Origin of the sequence: Methanocorpusculum petauri, assembly GCF_026891975.1 — an archaeon.
In the GTDB taxonomy this organism is placed as follows: domain Archaea; phylum Halobacteriota; class Methanomicrobia; order Methanomicrobiales; family Methanocorpusculaceae; genus Methanocorpusculum; species Methanocorpusculum petauri.
Genome location: NZ_JAPTGB010000007.1, coordinates 15,832 through 32,690 on the forward strand (window position 1 = coordinate 15,832; position 16,859 = coordinate 32,690).

19 protein-coding genes are annotated in these 16,859 nt (G+C 51.5%); 8 read left to right on the top strand and 11 right to left on the bottom strand.

The features are described 5' to 3' along the window. Window positions 1-93: 93 nt before the first annotated feature. The 9 genes from ndk to O0S10_RS04155 all read right to left on the bottom strand — a co-directional run bounded on the left by ndk (window position 94) and on the right by O0S10_RS04155 (window position 7,138). On the bottom strand, window positions 94-543 hold the full coding sequence (gene ndk, locus O0S10_RS04115; RefSeq protein ID WP_268924634.1) for a nucleoside-diphosphate kinase: 450 nt from the start codon (window positions 541-543) through the stop codon (window positions 94-96). A 3-nt stretch (window positions 544-546) separates the two neighbouring features. Then, window positions 547-738: a 50S ribosomal protein L24e gene (locus O0S10_RS04120; RefSeq protein WP_268922262.1), complete on the bottom strand. Its 192-nt coding sequence runs from the start codon at window positions 736-738 to the stop codon at window positions 547-549. A 7-nt stretch (window positions 739-745) separates the two neighbouring features. Further along, window positions 746-955, bottom strand: coding sequence for a 30S ribosomal protein S28e (locus O0S10_RS04125; RefSeq protein ID WP_268922260.1), 210 nt, complete (start codon window positions 953-955; stop codon window positions 746-748). 5 nt (window positions 956-960) lie between these two features. Next, entirely contained in the window at window positions 961-1,329 is a 369-nt protein-coding gene (rpl7ae, locus tag O0S10_RS04130; RefSeq protein ID WP_268924635.1) for a 50S ribosomal protein L7Ae, read from the bottom strand. A 149-nt stretch (window positions 1,330-1,478) separates the two neighbouring features. Next, window positions 1,479-2,210, bottom strand: a complete 732-nt coding sequence (locus O0S10_RS04135) for a glycosyltransferase (protein ID WP_268924636.1) — start codon at window positions 2,208-2,210, stop codon at window positions 1,479-1,481. A gap of 13 nt (window positions 2,211-2,223) precedes the next feature. Beyond that, window positions 2,224-4,227, bottom strand: coding sequence for a DUF2298 domain-containing protein (locus O0S10_RS04140; RefSeq protein WP_268924637.1), 2,004 nt, complete (start codon window positions 4,225-4,227; stop codon window positions 2,224-2,226). Continuing rightward, entirely contained in the window at window positions 4,214-5,194 is a 981-nt protein-coding gene (locus O0S10_RS04145) for a lysylphosphatidylglycerol synthase transmembrane domain-containing protein (RefSeq protein WP_268924638.1), read from the bottom strand. The genes O0S10_RS04140 and O0S10_RS04145 overlap by 14 nt, the downstream gene beginning before the upstream one ends. Further along, the gene (locus tag O0S10_RS04150) at window positions 5,178-5,894 is read right to left on the bottom strand and encodes a dolichyl-phosphate beta-glucosyltransferase (protein ID WP_268924639.1); all 717 of its coding nucleotides are present in this window, start codon (window positions 5,892-5,894) and stop codon (window positions 5,178-5,180) included. The genes O0S10_RS04145 and O0S10_RS04150 overlap by 17 nt, the downstream gene beginning before the upstream one ends. Continuing rightward, complete coding sequence (locus O0S10_RS04155) at window positions 5,891-7,138, bottom strand: NAD(P)/FAD-dependent oxidoreductase (protein ID WP_268924640.1); 1,248 nt, start codon at window positions 7,136-7,138, stop codon at window positions 5,891-5,893. Before O0S10_RS04155 ends, O0S10_RS04150 begins: the two co-directional genes overlap by 4 nt. A gap of 121 nt (window positions 7,139-7,259) precedes the next feature. Here O0S10_RS04155 and O0S10_RS04160 point away from each other — a divergent pair, with 121 nt between their 5' ends. Together O0S10_RS04160 and O0S10_RS04165 are read left to right on the top strand one after the other, a co-directional pair. Beyond that, the gene (locus tag O0S10_RS04160; protein WP_268924641.1) at window positions 7,260-8,468 is read left to right on the top strand and encodes a tubulin/FtsZ family protein; all 1,209 of its coding nucleotides are present in this window, start codon (window positions 7,260-7,262) and stop codon (window positions 8,466-8,468) included. 452 nt (window positions 8,469-8,920) lie between these two features. After that, window positions 8,921-9,565 carry a hypothetical protein gene (locus O0S10_RS04165; RefSeq protein ID WP_268924642.1) on the top strand — a complete coding sequence of 215 codons (645 nt, stop codon included), beginning with the start codon at window positions 8,921-8,923 and terminating at the stop codon, window positions 9,563-9,565. Window positions 9,566-9,625: 60 nt separating this feature from the next. Here the strand turns inward: O0S10_RS04165 and O0S10_RS04170 are convergent, their stop codons facing one another. Then, on the bottom strand, window positions 9,626-10,282 hold the full coding sequence (locus O0S10_RS04170; protein WP_268924643.1) for a potassium channel family protein: 657 nt from the start codon (window positions 10,280-10,282) through the stop codon (window positions 9,626-9,628). A gap of 41 nt (window positions 10,283-10,323) precedes the next feature. Between O0S10_RS04170 and rnhB the strand changes: the two genes are divergently transcribed. The 5 genes from rnhB to O0S10_RS04195 all read left to right on the top strand — a co-directional run bounded on the left by rnhB (window position 10,324) and on the right by O0S10_RS04195 (window position 14,448). Further along, the gene (gene rnhB, locus O0S10_RS04175) at window positions 10,324-10,983 is read left to right on the top strand and encodes a ribonuclease HII (protein WP_338148555.1); all 660 of its coding nucleotides are present in this window, start codon (window positions 10,324-10,326) and stop codon (window positions 10,981-10,983) included. Between the two features lie 138 nt (window positions 10,984-11,121). Beyond that, entirely contained in the window at window positions 11,122-12,438 is a 1,317-nt protein-coding gene (locus O0S10_RS04180) for a site-2 protease family protein (RefSeq protein WP_268924644.1), read from the top strand. Between the two features lie 49 nt (window positions 12,439-12,487). Continuing rightward, a complete protein-coding gene (locus O0S10_RS04185; protein ID WP_268924645.1) occupies window positions 12,488-13,423 on the top strand; it encodes an EamA family transporter in 936 nt (311 codons plus the stop codon). 103 nt (window positions 13,424-13,526) lie between these two features. Further along, entirely contained in the window at window positions 13,527-14,141 is a 615-nt protein-coding gene (purN, locus tag O0S10_RS04190; RefSeq protein ID WP_268924646.1) for a phosphoribosylglycinamide formyltransferase, read from the top strand. 4 nt (window positions 14,142-14,145) lie between these two features. Further along, a complete protein-coding gene (locus tag O0S10_RS04195) occupies window positions 14,146-14,448 on the top strand; it encodes a ribonuclease P protein component 4 (protein WP_268924647.1) in 303 nt (100 codons plus the stop codon). A 36-nt stretch (window positions 14,449-14,484) separates the two neighbouring features. Here the strand turns inward: O0S10_RS04195 and O0S10_RS04200 are convergent, their stop codons facing one another. Continuing rightward, window positions 14,485-14,916: a ribbon-helix-helix protein, CopG family gene (locus O0S10_RS04200; RefSeq protein ID WP_268924648.1), complete on the bottom strand. Its 432-nt coding sequence runs from the start codon at window positions 14,914-14,916 to the stop codon at window positions 14,485-14,487. Window positions 14,917-15,080: 164 nt separating this feature from the next. Here O0S10_RS04200 and O0S10_RS04205 point away from each other — a divergent pair, with 164 nt between their 5' ends. Next, window positions 15,081-16,784, top strand: a complete 1,704-nt coding sequence (locus tag O0S10_RS04205; RefSeq protein ID WP_268924649.1) for a cache domain-containing protein — start codon at window positions 15,081-15,083, stop codon at window positions 16,782-16,784. The last annotated feature ends 75 nt before the right edge of the window (window positions 16,785-16,859 follow it).

The following is a 16,859-nucleotide window of genomic DNA, read 5'->3' on the forward strand; positions in this document are numbered from 1 at the left end:
ATGTAATTCTGCGTAAACCCTGTTAAACTTATTGTTTTGCAGAGGGAGAATACGAAATAATAAAAAAGGAATGTTCCGGAAAAATCCGGGTGCTTACTCGTAGAGCTGCGTCTCGTCGATCTTCTCGTACGAAACAAGCTCTGCATCGGTAAAGTGTATGCCAATCTCGCGTGCTGCACTCTCAGGTGCATCAGATGCGTGAATCACATTCTTCCCGATTGAAAGGGCATAGTCACCACGGACAGTGCCGGGTGCTGCCTCTGCCGGGTTGGTTGCGCCGTTCATCTTGCGAACTGTTGCAATAACGTTGTCACCCTCAAGAACAAAACGGAACACGGGGCCGGAGGTAATGTATGCCTTCATGCCCGGGTAGAACGGCTTTGCGAGGTGCTCCTCGTAGTGCTTGTCCACAATTGCTTCCGGAAGCACGCCAAACTTTGCGGCAACGATCTTGAATCCCTTCTTCTCGAAGCGGGAAAGGATCTCACCGATCAGACCACGCTGGACGCCGTCCGGCTTGATCATCACAAAGGTGCGTTCCATGGATTACTCCTTACCGCGTGCCTTGCGTCCGGCTGCCGTCCAGGCAACGCGGCGCGGGATACGGCCGAGTTTGTAGTTGCTCTGACACTTGGAGGAGCAGAAGTAGAAGACTGCGCCGTCCTTTCTGACGAACAGCTTGCCGGTTCCCGGTTCAAGCTGCTTGCCGCAGTAGCTGCAGGTATAGATGTCGACCATTTCTTACTCACCGTCTTGAGAGCTTCTTTGCTTCACGTTCTGTCTCAAGGAGCATCAGGATGTCACCCTCACGGATCGGACCAAAGGTGTTCCGGGTGATAATCCGCCCCTTGTTCGGGCCGTCAAGGACACGGCACTTGATCTGGGATGCCTCTCCGTGCATACCCGTAAGGCCGATGACCTCAATGACTTCTGCTGGCGTTGCATCATCAGGCATGGTATTTATCCTCTGAGTGCCTTAATCTGGCCTGCAAGGTCCTCGATGATTTCCTTGCCTTTGCCGACTTTAACAATTGCAACAGCAGTGCAGCCGACATCAAGGCCGCATGCAGCACCAATGTCTGCCTGCTTGTTAATAAAAACGAACGGAATCTCTTTCTCGTCTGCAAGTCCCGGGATGTGCATGACGATCTCTTCGGGTGCAACATCAGCACCAATCAGGACGAGAGCGGCGGTTCCGCGCTCAACGGCCTTGGTTGCCTCGTTTGCGCCTTTCTTAATCTTTCCGGTGTCACGTGCAAGCTCAAGAGCTTCAAGTGCTTTGTTCTGAAGTTCTTCAGGGACTTCAAACATCTGGTAAATCTTTGCCATAATGACTCACTTCACTCGGGACGGTTCAAAGACCATCCGTCATCGCTCATCAGCGGCTCTACTGGTAAGGTAACAGACCGTTGCTGGCGTAACTCTATATATGGGTGAGAGTCTGGCATAAAGGTTTGGACAGCTTATCCCAAACCGGATCAGATGTCCTTTGGATACCGGCCTGCAATGCGTATCCGCCAGGCAAGCTGCAGTACCGACCAGCCCATGGAAAAGATGTCGCTGGTTCGTACATTTGTTTTTTCACCCTGAGTCCAGGTGATTGGAATCTCCTCGATAGTGTAGCCGCATCGTTGTGCAAGTGCGAGAACCTCGGTGTCCCAGGTCCATCCGCGCGCCTGCACGTACGGCATCAGTTTCACAAGCCGCTCGCGGCGGAACGCCTTGAATCCGCACTGATGATCGCGGATGCTGCTCCCAAGAAGCAGCCGCACCATCCGGTTGAACCCGACACTGGTCGCTTCCCGGTCGCCGGTTCGTGACACCGCGCTTTCATCAAGAAACCGTGATCCTACGACAATGTCTGCACCTGCATGAATTTTTTCAATCAGCGTGTGCAGATCCGAGAGATCCGTCGAGAGGTCCACATCATAAAAACAGAAGATATCCCCCTGCGATACCGCAAGCGCATCAGAAAGGGCACCCCCTTTTCCCCGACGGATATCACTGTGGTTGACCCGGATGCGGTCGTCCGCTGCGGCGAGCGCAACTGCTGCTTCCCGGCTGCCGTCGGTACTTGCATCCTCACAAAGGATCATTTCAAACGGAATCCCAAGACCCTCCAGTACTTCCACCGATGCGGGCACCGCAGCCCGGAGGGCAGCCGCGTCATTATAGACCGGGATTACCACGGTAAGTACGGGATGATCCATTCTGCCTAACACGTTAGTTGCTGCGCTGATAAATACTCACGCCGTCCGCCGCAAAGATCTCGGTCAGCCCTTCGTCCGGCAGACTCACCGTGTACAGCTCCTGCTCCACATCGCCGACAAACAGATACTTCGCGCCGTACTGATCCATCAGGGAAATAGTCCGGGACGGATCCTCATAGATGTTCCGGACATCACTCCACCGCGTTCCCGCATCACCCACTCCGCTCCGCCATCCCGACTCATGTCCGACCCAGCCGACAATCGTCGGAAGACCGGTCATTGCCGAGACACGACCGTTGTACGCATACGAACCGTCCGCCGCTTCCACTACAATATCACCAGGAGATGCTGCGCCGGTCAGAAACGCAATACCAGCCGCATCTGCCGGATGGTGGCTTTCCAGCCAGGCGGAACCGTCCAGTGTACCTCCCGGATACCCGAGCTGAATACCGCAGAATCCGATCAGTGCTGCCAGCACCACAAAAATTACCGCAGCAGCCGCAATAGCGCGGCCTTTGGAAATCTCCGCAAACCGTTTCTCCGCATACCGGCCAATCATCAGAAGCACCGAAGTCCCGAGCATAAACCATGCGCAGAACCCGAACTTGAACACCGTGTTCATCCGGTAGTTCACATCGCCCATGTAATCCTTCAGATAGACAAACTCCATCAGGAACACAATCGCCATGCCGAGAACCCCGAACAGTACCTCCGGGGCTGCACTGCGCTTTCCGGCCAGCAGCAGAATACAAAACAGTGCAACACCCGCACTTGCATATCCGGCGACCGCAAAGATCACCGGTACCGCAATCAGCCACGGATATTTTTTCAGAACCGAAAATCCGTAGATTACAAACACTGCAACAAAGAACAGATACACGCCGAGGAACTCCGGCAGAGCCGTGGGAGTGGTTACCAGGAAAAATCCCTGGACACTGGACCCGCCTCCGGACAGCATCGTGTACAGGAACGGTGCATAGGACGCAAGCGAAAGAACCGGCACCAGTGCAAGCGGCACTGCATCACGGAGGCTGTGTCCGTGCATCAGCCAGATCACCGCAGCAACAACGAGATACACTCCGGCATACACCATCACATCCCACGAGTTCATCGCAGGCATCGTCCCAAGCGACAGCGCAAGCATTACACAAAGCAGATACTTCCCTCCCGCCGGCAGTACTTTCCATCTGACCAGCATCACTGCCAGCAGACACAGGAAGAACAGCTGATTGAAACAGCCGAGCACATGTGCATGCGGGTCGCCCCAGAGAAACGAGAACAGAGGATACTCATTGATCGTGTTCTCGATAACCCGCGTTGACGCCCACCAGATACCGAGAGATCCGCCGCCTGCGATCGTATGCCAGATAAGCGCGGCATTGGGGAGGATCAGAACCAGCATCGGAATCCACTGATGCCGCTTCAGAAGAAGAACACCGATTGCATATGCCGAAACGGCCGCAAGTGCAAACACGGTCGGCAGCATCAGATTAAACACAACTGTCGATACACCTCCGGCAAAAGTGCCGAGCATTCCGCACATCCAGTGACCGAGATAATAATAGATGGACAACTCACCGCCTGCATACCAGGGATCCAGCGGCGTAACAGTCGGGTCCAGCATAATGCTTCCGAGGAACGCCGCATCCATGAACTTCTCGCCGCTCGGAATAATTCCCGGTGTCAGGAACCGCGAGATGAGCATCAGGAGAAATGCGCCGAGGAACACCATATCCCATTTCAGGTTCTGCCGGATCTCCGTTCCATCATACCGCTTTGAGACAGCAGCATACACACCGGCAGCCGCGAACAACAGCAGGGCAAGTTGTACAGGAAGGCCGGCCGCGCCAAGATACCAGGTGACAAAGGTCAGCACCAGAATGGAAAACGGATAAGCAAGACCATACGAAAGACTGCCGACCGCCGGTTTCAGATACGGATAGATGGTCATCTGACAGAATTTCACGACTATCAGCCAGAGAATGACCGTCAGTATCTGCGCTTCAGGAGGAACCATGCTCCTCCTTCAGCTTCTTTGCATCCTCACGGAACAACCGCTTCAACAGCGACACCGCCCAGTCGCCGAAGTAGTAGAGGGACACCACACCTCCGGCAAGCGTAACAAGATTCTTGATCAGATGATCCACCACCGCAATCAGGGTCGCTGTCGCCGCAGGCACGCCGCCAATCTCAAACGTAATCACAAGAGCCAGTTCATACGTCCCGATTCCTCCGGGAGTAATCGGCACTGCCTTCACAAGATTGCCAATCACGATTGCAAGCAGTACCAGCATAAACGGAATCGTAACCCCGAACATCAGCGAGACAAGATAACAGATGGTTACATCCATCATCCAGATAACCGCAGATGAAACCGACAGTGCCGCAAGAGAGCCGGGAGTTGACGAAACCTGCCTGAGCTGATCCAAAACCTCCAGAATTTTTTTGAGGATTTTATTTTCTGCATGCAGTCTGCGCGAGAGAAGAAGGAACAGGAAAAAAACCATTCCTGCACCCAAAACAAAGACGATCATCCAGACGAACCATGCGGGAACAAGGCTGATCAGTATCGGCAGTGCAAAAAGTCCGAGAACCGCGATGATGATGACATCATACACACGCTCTGCAACAACCGAGGTGAACCCGTTTGTATAAGGCGTTCCCTTCTCGTGTTTCAGAATAAACAGCCGGACGAAGTCCCCGAGACGCGCGGGAATGATAAGATTTGCCGTCTGCGAAACGTAGATACAGGCCGTGGAAAAATTGAGACCAATTTTGGTTCCCAGCCTCTCTATAATATACTGATACCGCCACCCGCGCAGATACCATGCCGCAAGACAGATCAGAATCGCCGCAACAAGATAGGCCGGAATCATGTGCTGAACCGCAACCAGCAGATCATCCCAGACTCTGGCGAGCATGAACACAATCAGAGCTGCGGCGATGATGGTCGGAATCAGAACGGCACTAATTTTTTTCCACATGCAGCCGCCACCACATTCTCAGAATATCCATTCCCATCCCGTACACATCCTTGAACCGGACAGTCGTTCCCGGCCCCTGTGTCCATACAACAGGAAATTCGTCCACCCGGAGTCCTGCACGCTGTGCAAGCACCACCGACTCGGTATCCCAGAACCAGTGCGGTGCATGAATTTTTGGAACAAGTTCCCGCAGCACATCGGTCCGATACGCCTTGAACCCGCACTGGTGATCCCGGAGTTTACTGCCAAGAAACAGTCTGACCAGCGTATTATACCCGCGGCTTGCAAACTCCCGGTCGCCGCTCCGGATAATTCTGCTCTCTGGCATCAGACGCGACCCTGTCGCAACCGCAGCCCCGTCCTCAATTCGTGTCAGGAGTTCGGGCAGATGCTTGATGTCGGTTGCAAGATCCACATCATAATAGCAGAATATCTCGCCGTGCGACTCCGCAAGTGCACGGTTCAGCGCACGTCCCCGTCCCTGCCGTTCGTCGCTGTGCAGCAGGCGTACCCGCGGGTCTTTCTCTTCCCACTCCTCCACCAGCTCGCGGCTGCCGTCGGTACTTCCATCCTCGGCAACAATCAGTTCGAAACTTCTGCCGAACTCCGTTAACGCTGCAAGGGACGTCGGGATTGCAGACTTCAGCGCCTCCACATCATTATAGACCGGCAGCACTACGGTGATTTGTACGGGATTCACAAAATATTCTCCTCAAGCAGGGCAGCAGCGCGATGTCCTGCACGAACGGAACCTTCCATGCTCCGTTCGGGATAGTTCTCCGCCGAGTACATGCCGGCGATGAACAGATTGTGTCCGGCATTGGTATCGGGTATAGTATTCCGATAGCCGGTCACATATACGGGACCCGCGAATTTGTCGATGTACAGGTCGGCGTGATGAATTATCTCTTTTCCGATTCCAAACCGGTTGCAGAAATCATTGATCATCTTCTCTTTGAGATTCTCCGCCGGTTCGTCCTTGAAGTACGAGGCAAGATACACCACATGCTCACCGTACCAGTCGTAAGGGACAAAGTTCGTGTGAACGACCACTGCTCCGTAGGGTGCGGGATCGCCCATGTTGGTCCAATAAATTCCGTCCGCCGGATCACGGGCAAGTCCCAGTGTCATGCAGGCCGCCCCCTGATAGGAAAGCTGAGGCAGAGAAAACTGCTCCGCAGTTGCCGCATCCATGAGTGACTCTGTTACCTGAGGCGGCAGTGTGGAGATGACCGCATCAAACTCCTCACTGTTAATACTCCATTTCCCGTCCGAAAGCCGGAGGGCTTCAACCGGTGTGGAAAGCCGAACGTCCACACCGGCTGCTTCAAGCTGCTGCACCATGGCATCGATCAGCCGGTGCCAGCCGCCTTTCAGATAGCCGAGCCGTTCGCCTTCCGCTCCGCGATCGGATCTGATAGCAATTCTGCTCATCAGCCACGCCGCAGATACCTCATCCTTCATCGGACCGAATTTGCTCGCAAGAAGCGGTGCAAAAAAAGCATTATAGATCTCCTCGCCGACTTTATCATAGAGGTACTCCTTTGCAGTGACGGTGTCAAGTGCCGCCATATCTATCCTGCGGGAGCTTAATACAAACATGCCGAGCCGTGCCTTCTGAAAAAAACTGAGGTAGGGATACCGGAGAATCTCCATCGGTGTGGTAAACGGATGCAGTTTTCCGTCCATATAGTAGCCGGTCGAACCTTTCAGCCAGATCAGATCCTCTTTGAGACCGAGGTTTTTCAGAAGGGAAAAGAGTTCGGCATCACCGGAGAAGCAGTGGTGGTACAGGGTTTCCAGCGTATAGTTTCCGTACTTTTTGGAGGAAAGACACCCTCCTGCCATTGCATTCTTCTCAAATACAACGACCTCACCTGCCTTTGCCAGACGTTGTGCAGCAACAAGTCCTGTCAGGCCTGCACCGAGAATACCGATCTTCATTACACTATGTAGTACACCTGCATCATAAGAAAGTTTTTGACCAACGTAGCCGTATAACTAATGCAGTCATATATATCCAAGAAATGACATACATACACTCAACAAAAAGGTGTCAGTGTAAATGCGGGTATTTTTTATAGGATTCGGACAGGCAGGAGGCAAGCTCGTGGATATGTTCCTTGCACAGGACAGAAAGCTAGGTTCTACGAGTTTCCGCGGTATTGTTATCAATACGGCCCGGACCGATCTGATGGGAATTAAGAACATTCCCATGGAAGATCGTCTCCTGATCGGTCAGACAATGGTTAAAGGTCACGGTGTCGGTACCGACAACGTGACCGGTGCAAAAGTAGCAGCAGATGAGATTGACACTATTATTAGTGCAATCGATCGCCGGGGCACCCATGACATCGATGCATTCGTTGTATGTGCAGGTCTTGGTGGTGGAACAGGATCCGGTGGGTCACCGGTTCTTTGTCGTCACTTAAAGCGTATTTACCGCGAGCCGGTGTACGCGGTCGGCGTCATTCCGGCTCCTGAGGAGGGACGTCTCTATTCCTTAAACGCAGCACGCAGTCTTTCAACGCTGGTCAACGAAGCGGACAATGTTATCGTGTTTGACAACAGTGCCTGGAAGAATGACGGCGAAAGTGTGAAAAGCGCATACGAGCGGCTCAATGAGGAAATTGTCCGCCGGTTTGGTGTTTTGTTCCGCGCAGGAGAGGTCAGCAAGTACGGTGTTGGTGAGATGGTTGTTGATTCCAGTGAAATCATCAACACACTCCGCGGCGGAGGAATCTCCTCGGTCGGTTACGCCATCAGCGAGGCGATCCCGATGACAAAGAACGGCGGCAAGTCGTCCTCAAAGAAGGACAACAACAGCGGTCTCCTTTCCGGGATTCTCGGAAAGAAGGAAAAGAAGGTTGAGCCGCATGTGGACATTGCGTCCGGTGAGGACAAGTCCGCAAAGATCATCGGGCTGGTTCGCCGTGCAATGCTCGGCCGCCTGACGCTTCCCTGTGATTATTCGACTGCAGAGCGTGCCCTTGTACTGGTTGCGGGTCCGCCGAGTGAGCTTGACCGGAAAGGCGTTGAGAAGTCGAAGAGCTGGGTTGAGGAAAACATCGCGGGTGTTGAGGTCCGCGGTGGTGACTATCCGGTGGACAGCGGATATGTTGCAGCAGTTGTTCTGCTTGCAACAATCGGCGACGCCCCGCGTATCCGCGAGCTGATGGAGCTTGCAAAAGAGGCAAAGGAAGAGGTTGTCCGCTCCCGCGAACGGTCACATACCGCAATGTTCGAGGATGGCGTCGACCCGCTCTTTGAATGAGGTATAATATGAAGAAAATCACATATTTTTTGATTGCTCTTCTGCTTTGTGCAGCATTTATCGGTACTGCAAGTGCTTGGAACTTTGCATCTGATGCAAATATAAACCCATCTGGAAATCTGATGCCGGGAGATTCAGTTTCAGCAACAATGACCATTAAGTTTCTGGAGAATTCAAATATTTACAGAATTCAGTTAAATTCAGATCTTACGTCACGGGTGTGGACTGGTACGTTGACATATGCCGATGGTACACCAATTACTGAGTTCCCTGCTGGAAAAAATTTCATCGATGGATACCCACTGAGTGGAATAAAAGGTGATACGATTCTGACCATTTATCTTGATGGTAAAGTACCAGAGTCAGCGGCAGGAAAGGAAATTACAGTGATCAAGGTGGAGGAAACAACTAGTTCTAATACTGTAGCATATGAAAAATCCTCTGAAAAGCAGATGGTCTATAATCCGGACGATGTTCCCAAACAGATCGAAGAGATTGAAAAAGCGATCGATGATCTGGATGCCCAGATTACCGAGTTATCCAAACAGGGTGCTGATGTTTCCGCAGCCATCTCCAAACTGGAGACAGCACGAAATGACCTGAGTGCCGCTGACAGTCACAAAAGTGATGTTGCCACCGCAACCAAGGAACTTGTGTCGGCAAGTGCAGCCTTAGTGGAAGCAGAAAAAGAGATGGTCAATGCTGCTCTGGTGAAGACCAAGAGCAATCTTGATGCAATTGAGCAGAATATCGCAAACCTGAATGCGAAAGGATGGAATGACAACAGGGTAATTCTCCTGTCCACCTCAAAACAGACAGCACAAAATCTGTACAACACTGCCAAATCAGCCTATGATGCATCCACCAGCTCTGTATCTGCGGCAACCAGATCCCAGTCGATTGAAGCACTGAACAATTCGGTCAGCACCCTTGAGACATCAAATACTCTCTGGGAAGAAGCACAGAAGTCCCCTCTTGACGCAGTAGGACCATATGCAATGTACATTGTTATCGGTGTTGTTGCAGTTATCGTCATCCTCGGTGTGATTCTGGTAATCCGCCGCCGGAACGATAGTGACTGGGATGAACTTGGATAATCCGTTCAGGATTACTCCCTGACACCTGTTTTTTTAGTAATTAAAAAAAGTATTTTTCGTTTAGTGGAAGAGACTGTCTATGTACTCAACAGACCTGCCTTCCGCCTCCTTCTTGGTGAAAACAGTAATGACATCATCCGGCTGAAAAGTAACGTTTCCTGAAGGGATGATGAGCTTCCCGTTTCTCCGGATGGCGATGTAAAGCATATCTTTTACATCAGAGACTTCACGCACCGTTTTACTGACGCCCTGTGCCCCATCACTGACTTTGATCTCGAAAATGCTGCCACCCTCGATGGATGCGAGCAGCTGGGTATCGGGATTTTCCGACCAGACATACAGACTTCGGGCAACGATTTCGTCCGGATTCTCGCTGATACGGACACCAACCTCTTTGAACAGTTCCGAATGCTCTTTCTGATTGACAATGGAGACAAGAGTCCGCACATTGTATCGTTTTGCAAGCCAGCACGCCATCAGGTTGAGGGCATCATCACTCGTTGTCGCAACAAGGGCGTCGGCCCGATCAACTCCTGCGTCCTCAAGCACCGCTTTGTCGGTGGCGTTCCCGGCGATTGCAAGGAGATCATACTGCGTAAGAATTTCTGCACACCGCTCCTCGTCGCGATCAATGACAACCACACTGTGACCATTCTCGGAGGCGATGCCGGCAAGACTTCTGCCGATGCCGCCAAGACCTACGATGATGAGATACATACTGAATCGTTTGGGATCGTGGGGTATTATACCTATTCCCTGTGATAGATACAGATCAGATGAGCATCTGCGGGGTTGATGAGGCAGGCAAAGGTTCAGTTCTCGGGCCGATGGTGACAGCCGGGGTGCTGGTTGCAGACGCAGCAGAGCTGGAAGGGCTTGGTCTCCGTGATTCAAAACAGCTGACACCGCACCGGCGCGAGGAACTGTACGGGGAGATCACACACCGGTGGAAAACCGCAGCGGTGATACGAACCCCGGCAGAGATAGATTCCCGGACGGGGACAATGAATGCATTTACCGCGTCCTGTCACGCCGCAGTGATCCGATCCCTTACGCCCGACATAGCATATGTGGATGCATGCGATGTGAACGCCGCACGGTTCGGATCCAATGTGCGTGAACTAGCCGGCCTGCCGAAGCTGCAGATCATTTCCGAACATAAGGCGGACGATACATTTCTGATTGTGGGGGCAGCCAGCATCGTGGCAAAAGTTACCCGCGACCGGCTGGTTGATGAACTCTCCAAAGAGTTTGGAAACCTCGGCAGCGGGTATCCGTCCGATCCGGCAACGATCCGGTTTCTGGAAAAATATATCCGTGAACACGGGTATCCCCCTTCCTGTGCCCGCCGGACATGGAAAACGGTGGACGAGATCATTGCCCGTGTTTCTCAGCAGAGTCTCACGGATTTTTTCTGACCTGCGTTGCCGGATTTTTTTGCGGACACAGGAAAAAATACTCCTGAAAGACCAAGAAAATCTTTCCCCTGCACCGTTGTCCCTGCTTATCCTCTACGATCAACTTCTTAGCCTTTCACCGCAGAACAATACAGAACAATGGAGTTCGGATGGATAGTCCCGGTGATCATCTGTGTACTTGTGTACGCGGGTGTGTGCTGGGCAATTAAAAAACACAACTTCCATCCCGAGATCTTTGCATTTATGGGACCATGTCTGATGATCCGGACGTCCCGGACCGGTATCTTTGATATACTGGCACGTTTCCGCAGAACATTTCTGGTGTACGGGACACTGGGGGTTGTGGTCGTTGCGGTCTGCGGCATTCTGATGACGGCGATGATCATTCTCACTGCATACCTGACGATGCTTATCCAGCCCGATCCGTCGCCGATCATTCAGCCCCAGAATTTACTTCTGATTCCGGGCGTGAATGACTTCGTCCCTTCCACCTTCGCAGTGTGGTTTGCCTTGGTGTTCGCGGTGATCATTCATGAATTCGGGCACGGCCTTCTTTCCCGGGTGGAAAATATCCGCGTGAAGTACACCGGAATCCTTGCACTGGTGATTCCAATCGGCGCGTTCGTCGAACCGGACGAAGAGGAGATAGAAAAATCCCCGCTTGCAACAAAGCTCCGCATGTTTGCTGCAGGCATCACCAACAATATGGTGGTGGGAGCAGTGTGCATCGTGATTCTTTCGCTGCTTCTGGGCATGGTTGTGCCCGGAACTGCACCGTTTGTACAGGGTATTTATGAAAACTACCCGGCAGACCTTGCAGGCATGCAGCCCGGAACGGTGATTCTTGCAATCGACGGCATACCTGTTGCAAATACAACGGATGTCTCCGCAATTCTTGCAGGAACCACGCCGGATCAGATGGTTCAGGTACTTGGCGAGTACAAAGGGGATCAGCAGATGTACGATATCACGCTCACTTCAGTCCCCGCTGAAATCGGTAACGCAACATCGGGATTCATGGGAGTTGTGTACGGACAACCGCAGGCTATCGTGGATACCCTGCATGCATGGACGCACCCGGCAACGCCCGGAGAAGCGCTGGTGTCTGCACTGAACTTCCTTGTGCTGCCGTTCTCGTCCATCACCGGCAGCAGTTCCTTTGCCATGCTGGTAACGGACACGCCGGACCCGGCATATCTGTCTGCACCATTTGAAGGGTTCTGGGAAGTTGTCCATGTACTCTACTGGTGCGCCTGGGTAAACATCCTCTTAGGTACATTTAATGCACTGCCGCTCGGTCCGCTGGACGGCGGCCAGATGCTGCGTGAGGGAGTGAAAAGCTTCCTTGCCAAACGCGGCAAAGAACAGTATGCCCTGCCTCTGTGCAGCATGATCACGAATCTGCTGATTGTCGTGATCATCATTCCGATTATCATGCCGTACTTTTTCCGCTGAGTGAAAGAAGAGTGCTTATGAGGATAAAAACCTCATAAGAGTATATTTTATGAACGGCCGCTGGCTTCTGTTTCCCCTGCTGGTTTTTCTTGGAGGTTGCTGCTACGGTCCGTCATCTCCGACGATTAAGATAGCCTATGAAGCAGGCTTTTCGGCAAACGATGTGGTGATGAGTCAGTACTTTTACGGCTGGCTGATTCTGCTGGTTCTTGTCGGAGCAGGATTTCTCCATGGATTTCTGCACCGGCCGGCATCCGCCTCACCGTGGACGATGAAGCGGGTACTGCAGCTGTTTGCAACCGGGGCCGCGATTGCACTGGTGAGCGTCTGTTACTGTTTTTCTCTGCAAAGTGTTCCGGCATCGGTCTCGGTTATTCTGCTGTTCCAGTTTACCTGGATAGGTGTTATCATTGAGGCTCTGGTGGAGCGAAGGATACCGTCACGGCGCACGATGACAGCTGTTGTGATTCTGATTACAGGAACGGTTCTTGCTGCCGGTCTTGTCGGCAGCAGTGTTCAACTGACCGCAGAGGGAGTTGCATTCGGTATGCTGTCGGCGTTGTTCTATGCACTCTACATGTTTCTGCTCGGCCGCACGGAACCTGAGATGCACCCGCTGACCCGGAGCTTTGTGATCATGTCCTGCTCGCTTGCCCTGCTGGTTTGCATCATGTCTCCTGCATATATTGTGAGCGGCACAGCGTTCTCCGGCATCTGGGTTTATGGTGTTATTCTGGGTCTGTTCGGCTGTGCTCTTCCGATGTTTCTGTTTTCGATTGGAACACCGCGTATTTCAACCGGAGCTGCAACAATTCTCAGTTCGTCGGAACTTCCTGCCTCGATTATCTGTGCGGTGATCATTCTTTCCGAAGCGGTGTCCTGGATACAGTGGATTGGTATTGCTCTGATCTTCTTTGGTATCGCCTATCCATATCTTGGAACCGGGGATACGGCCGGCAGGACAGCTGTGATGTCGGGAAAGTAGTTCACGGTTATTGTTTTTTCTGGGAAAAAATCAGTTCAATACCTTCGGTATATCCCCGCCCGCCGAAATATAATAATCCGCCCGCATCCAATATACCTGTAACATGAAGCGGATTGCGGTACTTGCTTCGGGGCGCGGCTCAAACTTTCAGGCGATACTTGATGCCCTTGCCCGCGGAGAGATTAACGGAGCGTGTGTTGCTCTTATTACGGACAACGAGGACGCTTATGCAATTGAGAGGGCAAAAGCTGCAGGTGTTCCGGCGGTAGTGGTCAACTTCCGGAATTATCCGACCAAAGCGGCCTTTGAAGCAGACCTGCTTGCGGCAATGCATGCAGCAGATGCAGATCTGTTTGTCTGTGCCGGATATATGCGCATTATCGGATCAGAAATTATCCGGGCGTTTGCCGGAAAGATGATCAACATCCACCCGGCACTGCTTCCGGCATTCCCCGGTCTGCATGGTCAGCGTCAGGCGCTGGAGTATGGAGTCAAGATTGCAGGATGCACCGTACATTTCGTGGACGAGGGACTGGACTCAGGGCCGATCATTGTGCAGAAGGCTGTCCCGGTTCTGGACGATGACGATGAGGAGGCACTTGACGAACGGATACTTGCACAGGAACACATTGCATTCCCCGAAGCTGTTGCACTGTTCTGTGCCGATCGGCTGGTAGTGTCCGGTCGGCATGTAAAGATTCTGCCGGAGACACCGTAAGTACATGGCACAGCACAGAAAAGGTCCGACCGCAAAAGAGATCGCTCTTGAGCGAATTGAGATTCTCTTCGATCAGGCGTACCGGAACCGGGCGGATCCCGTTCTTGCCAACCGATATGTGGCACTCGCCCGTGAGATTGCGATGCGCAGGCGCCTGCGGATGCCAAGAGTGTACAGCCGATCCTTCTGTCCGGTTTGCCACGCCTACTTTGTTCCGGGGGAAAATGTGCGCGTCCGCATTCAGCATGGAAAGATCATCGCCACCTGCAAAGCCTGCGGTGCGGTGATCCGGTATCCTCTTCGCTGATTTTTTTGTCCGTCGATCTTTTACCAAGATGGCGGGTTATTCATCTTTTGGAATCATTCTCAGAAGAATGTTGATTGTTTTCTGCTGTTCTGCAAGCAAGCTACGCAGCTCGCGTAGTTCTGTTGCATTCTCCCGTTTGATCTCGGTCAAACGATCATTGAATCCTGTTCGGATTTCGGTAAGACTCTGATTGATGCAGTCAATATTTTGATCCAGATTTCCCAGTCTGGCGAGATATTCATGATCCGTGGTGATCTTTCCATCGACAGAAACCCAGTATTTTACCGCCTGTACGATGACAGCAGTTCTGTCCCGTCCTTCTTTTTCTTTGAGTTCGTCAAGCTGCCGGAGCAAATCAACGGGAAGTCGAACACTAACCAATTCTACTTTGGCAGGGGATTTTCCGTTTCTCACCATATTATTGTACTTTGCTGTATGACGTAGATTAGGTTTGGTAAAACGAAACATATATAGGTGATTGTATGAGATAATTTACATATATCTCAAAGATTACCAAAGAATCTTTGGGATGGCGTTCTGACAAAAAACAGGTATAAATGCCATCCGTTTCCCGTCTGGTATGTGTACAAATTGACAGGGGACCAATATTATCAGAAAGATGTGTAAAGAAAATGACATTTCCCAAAGCAGTCACCATTATCATTATTGTCGTTTTGTTTTTGCTGGTGTCCGGATGTGTCCAGAGTCAACAACAGGAGGAAGTGCCTTATCTGTTCCCCATATCAGATGCATCACCCGAGGTAGTAACTGCTCTGGATCATTTTTCTGCAGATCTTGTTGCGCAGGCCAATGCAATTGACCTGGATCTTTCCAATGCTGCCACCGCCCTCAGTGGTGTGCCGGGTTACGAAGAATCTAAAATTGCCGGAGTTCTTTGGGATCTGTACAACATGTATCCTCTTTCGGTTGGCGTTACCCGCGTCGGACCGGATGGAAGAGAGTACAAAACAGTACCGGCCTTTATCTTCACAGATATAACTGCGAGCCCTGAGTTCTGGGAATTTAATGAGACTGCATTTGCCGAAAACAATGAAACCCTTTTACTGGGCCCGATGTATTCCAAGCAAAACGGTGAAGTTCTGCACATTCGGCACCCGGTGTATGATTCTGACGGTGAGTATGACGGATATGTAGGCATTTCATTCATCTATTCCTACATGATCAATCGTTCAGAAGCGTATTTCATGCAAACCAATACCACACATTATTTCCCGGCTCTCTATGATTCTCAGGGTGAAGTTGTTTATCATCCGGATACAGGACTCATTGGGGAAAATGTAATGGAGCTTTCAGAAGAATCGCAATCCATCCTGAAACATACCGAAGCAATTTTTATGCAGCCGGAAGGAATGATGAAGTACCTGTACTATCCGTTCGGTTCGGAGATACTGATTGAACATACCGCCGTCTGGAAGACGATTGATGTTTACGGCAGGGAATTCAGGCCGAATATTGTCAAGTATGAGTTTGATATTTCGGATCACAATGCAGTATTCCGGATGAATCCTGATGATTTGTCAGCCATTGTTGGAAGTATGTTCAGTTTTGCAAAAAGAGAGGGGACAAAAGGAACGCTCTCTGCTATCAACGATCCAAATGGCATCTTTTCCGCGATGACAAACATCACACTCTTTGCCTATGATATCAACGGAACGCTTCTCGCTCATTCATCAACCCCGGAGTTGATTGGCCAGAATCGTATGAATGCACGGGGCAGTTACGGACTCCGGTATATCGGTATGATGAGTGACAGGTGTACCCAGGGAGGAGGGTTTGTGCACTATCACATGCCGGTGAGCGATACAAATGACAATCTTTCGGTACTGATGCTTGCCTATGTCCTCCCGGTGGATGAAAACTGGTTTGTTGGTGCATCATTCCCGATGAAGCTCGTAATTCCCGATATTGAGAAGCGTGACAAACTCACTGAAGATGTGGTGGCTGCCCAGAAGTTTATTTATGAGCATGGAAAAGATGCCGCACTCGCGGAGTTCATGGATCATGATGGAACTCTTCAGCTGAATAAAACCTATATTCTGGCCCTTGACTACAATGGCACGGTTCTTTCCGCCCCGATACGAACAAATCTCGCAGGAACAAATGCACTCGGATTTACCAGTCCGCACGGGGAGTCCAGCATGCGGGAACTGCTCATCCTTGCCAGACAGGGAGGAGGATACCTGTTGCTGGAAACGGAAAATCCTGACGGAACCTATGAGATGCATCTCCTGTATGTGGAACCTGTTGATAATACCTGGTGCATTGCAAGCTGGGTATCACTGGATTCTTTTGAAGAAACAAGAGTTGAAGTTTAGATGAACATACTACGAAAATTTTGTTCTGCGGTCTCTTCCTCGGCGAACGAGAGGAAGAAGGCTCATGCAGTGATT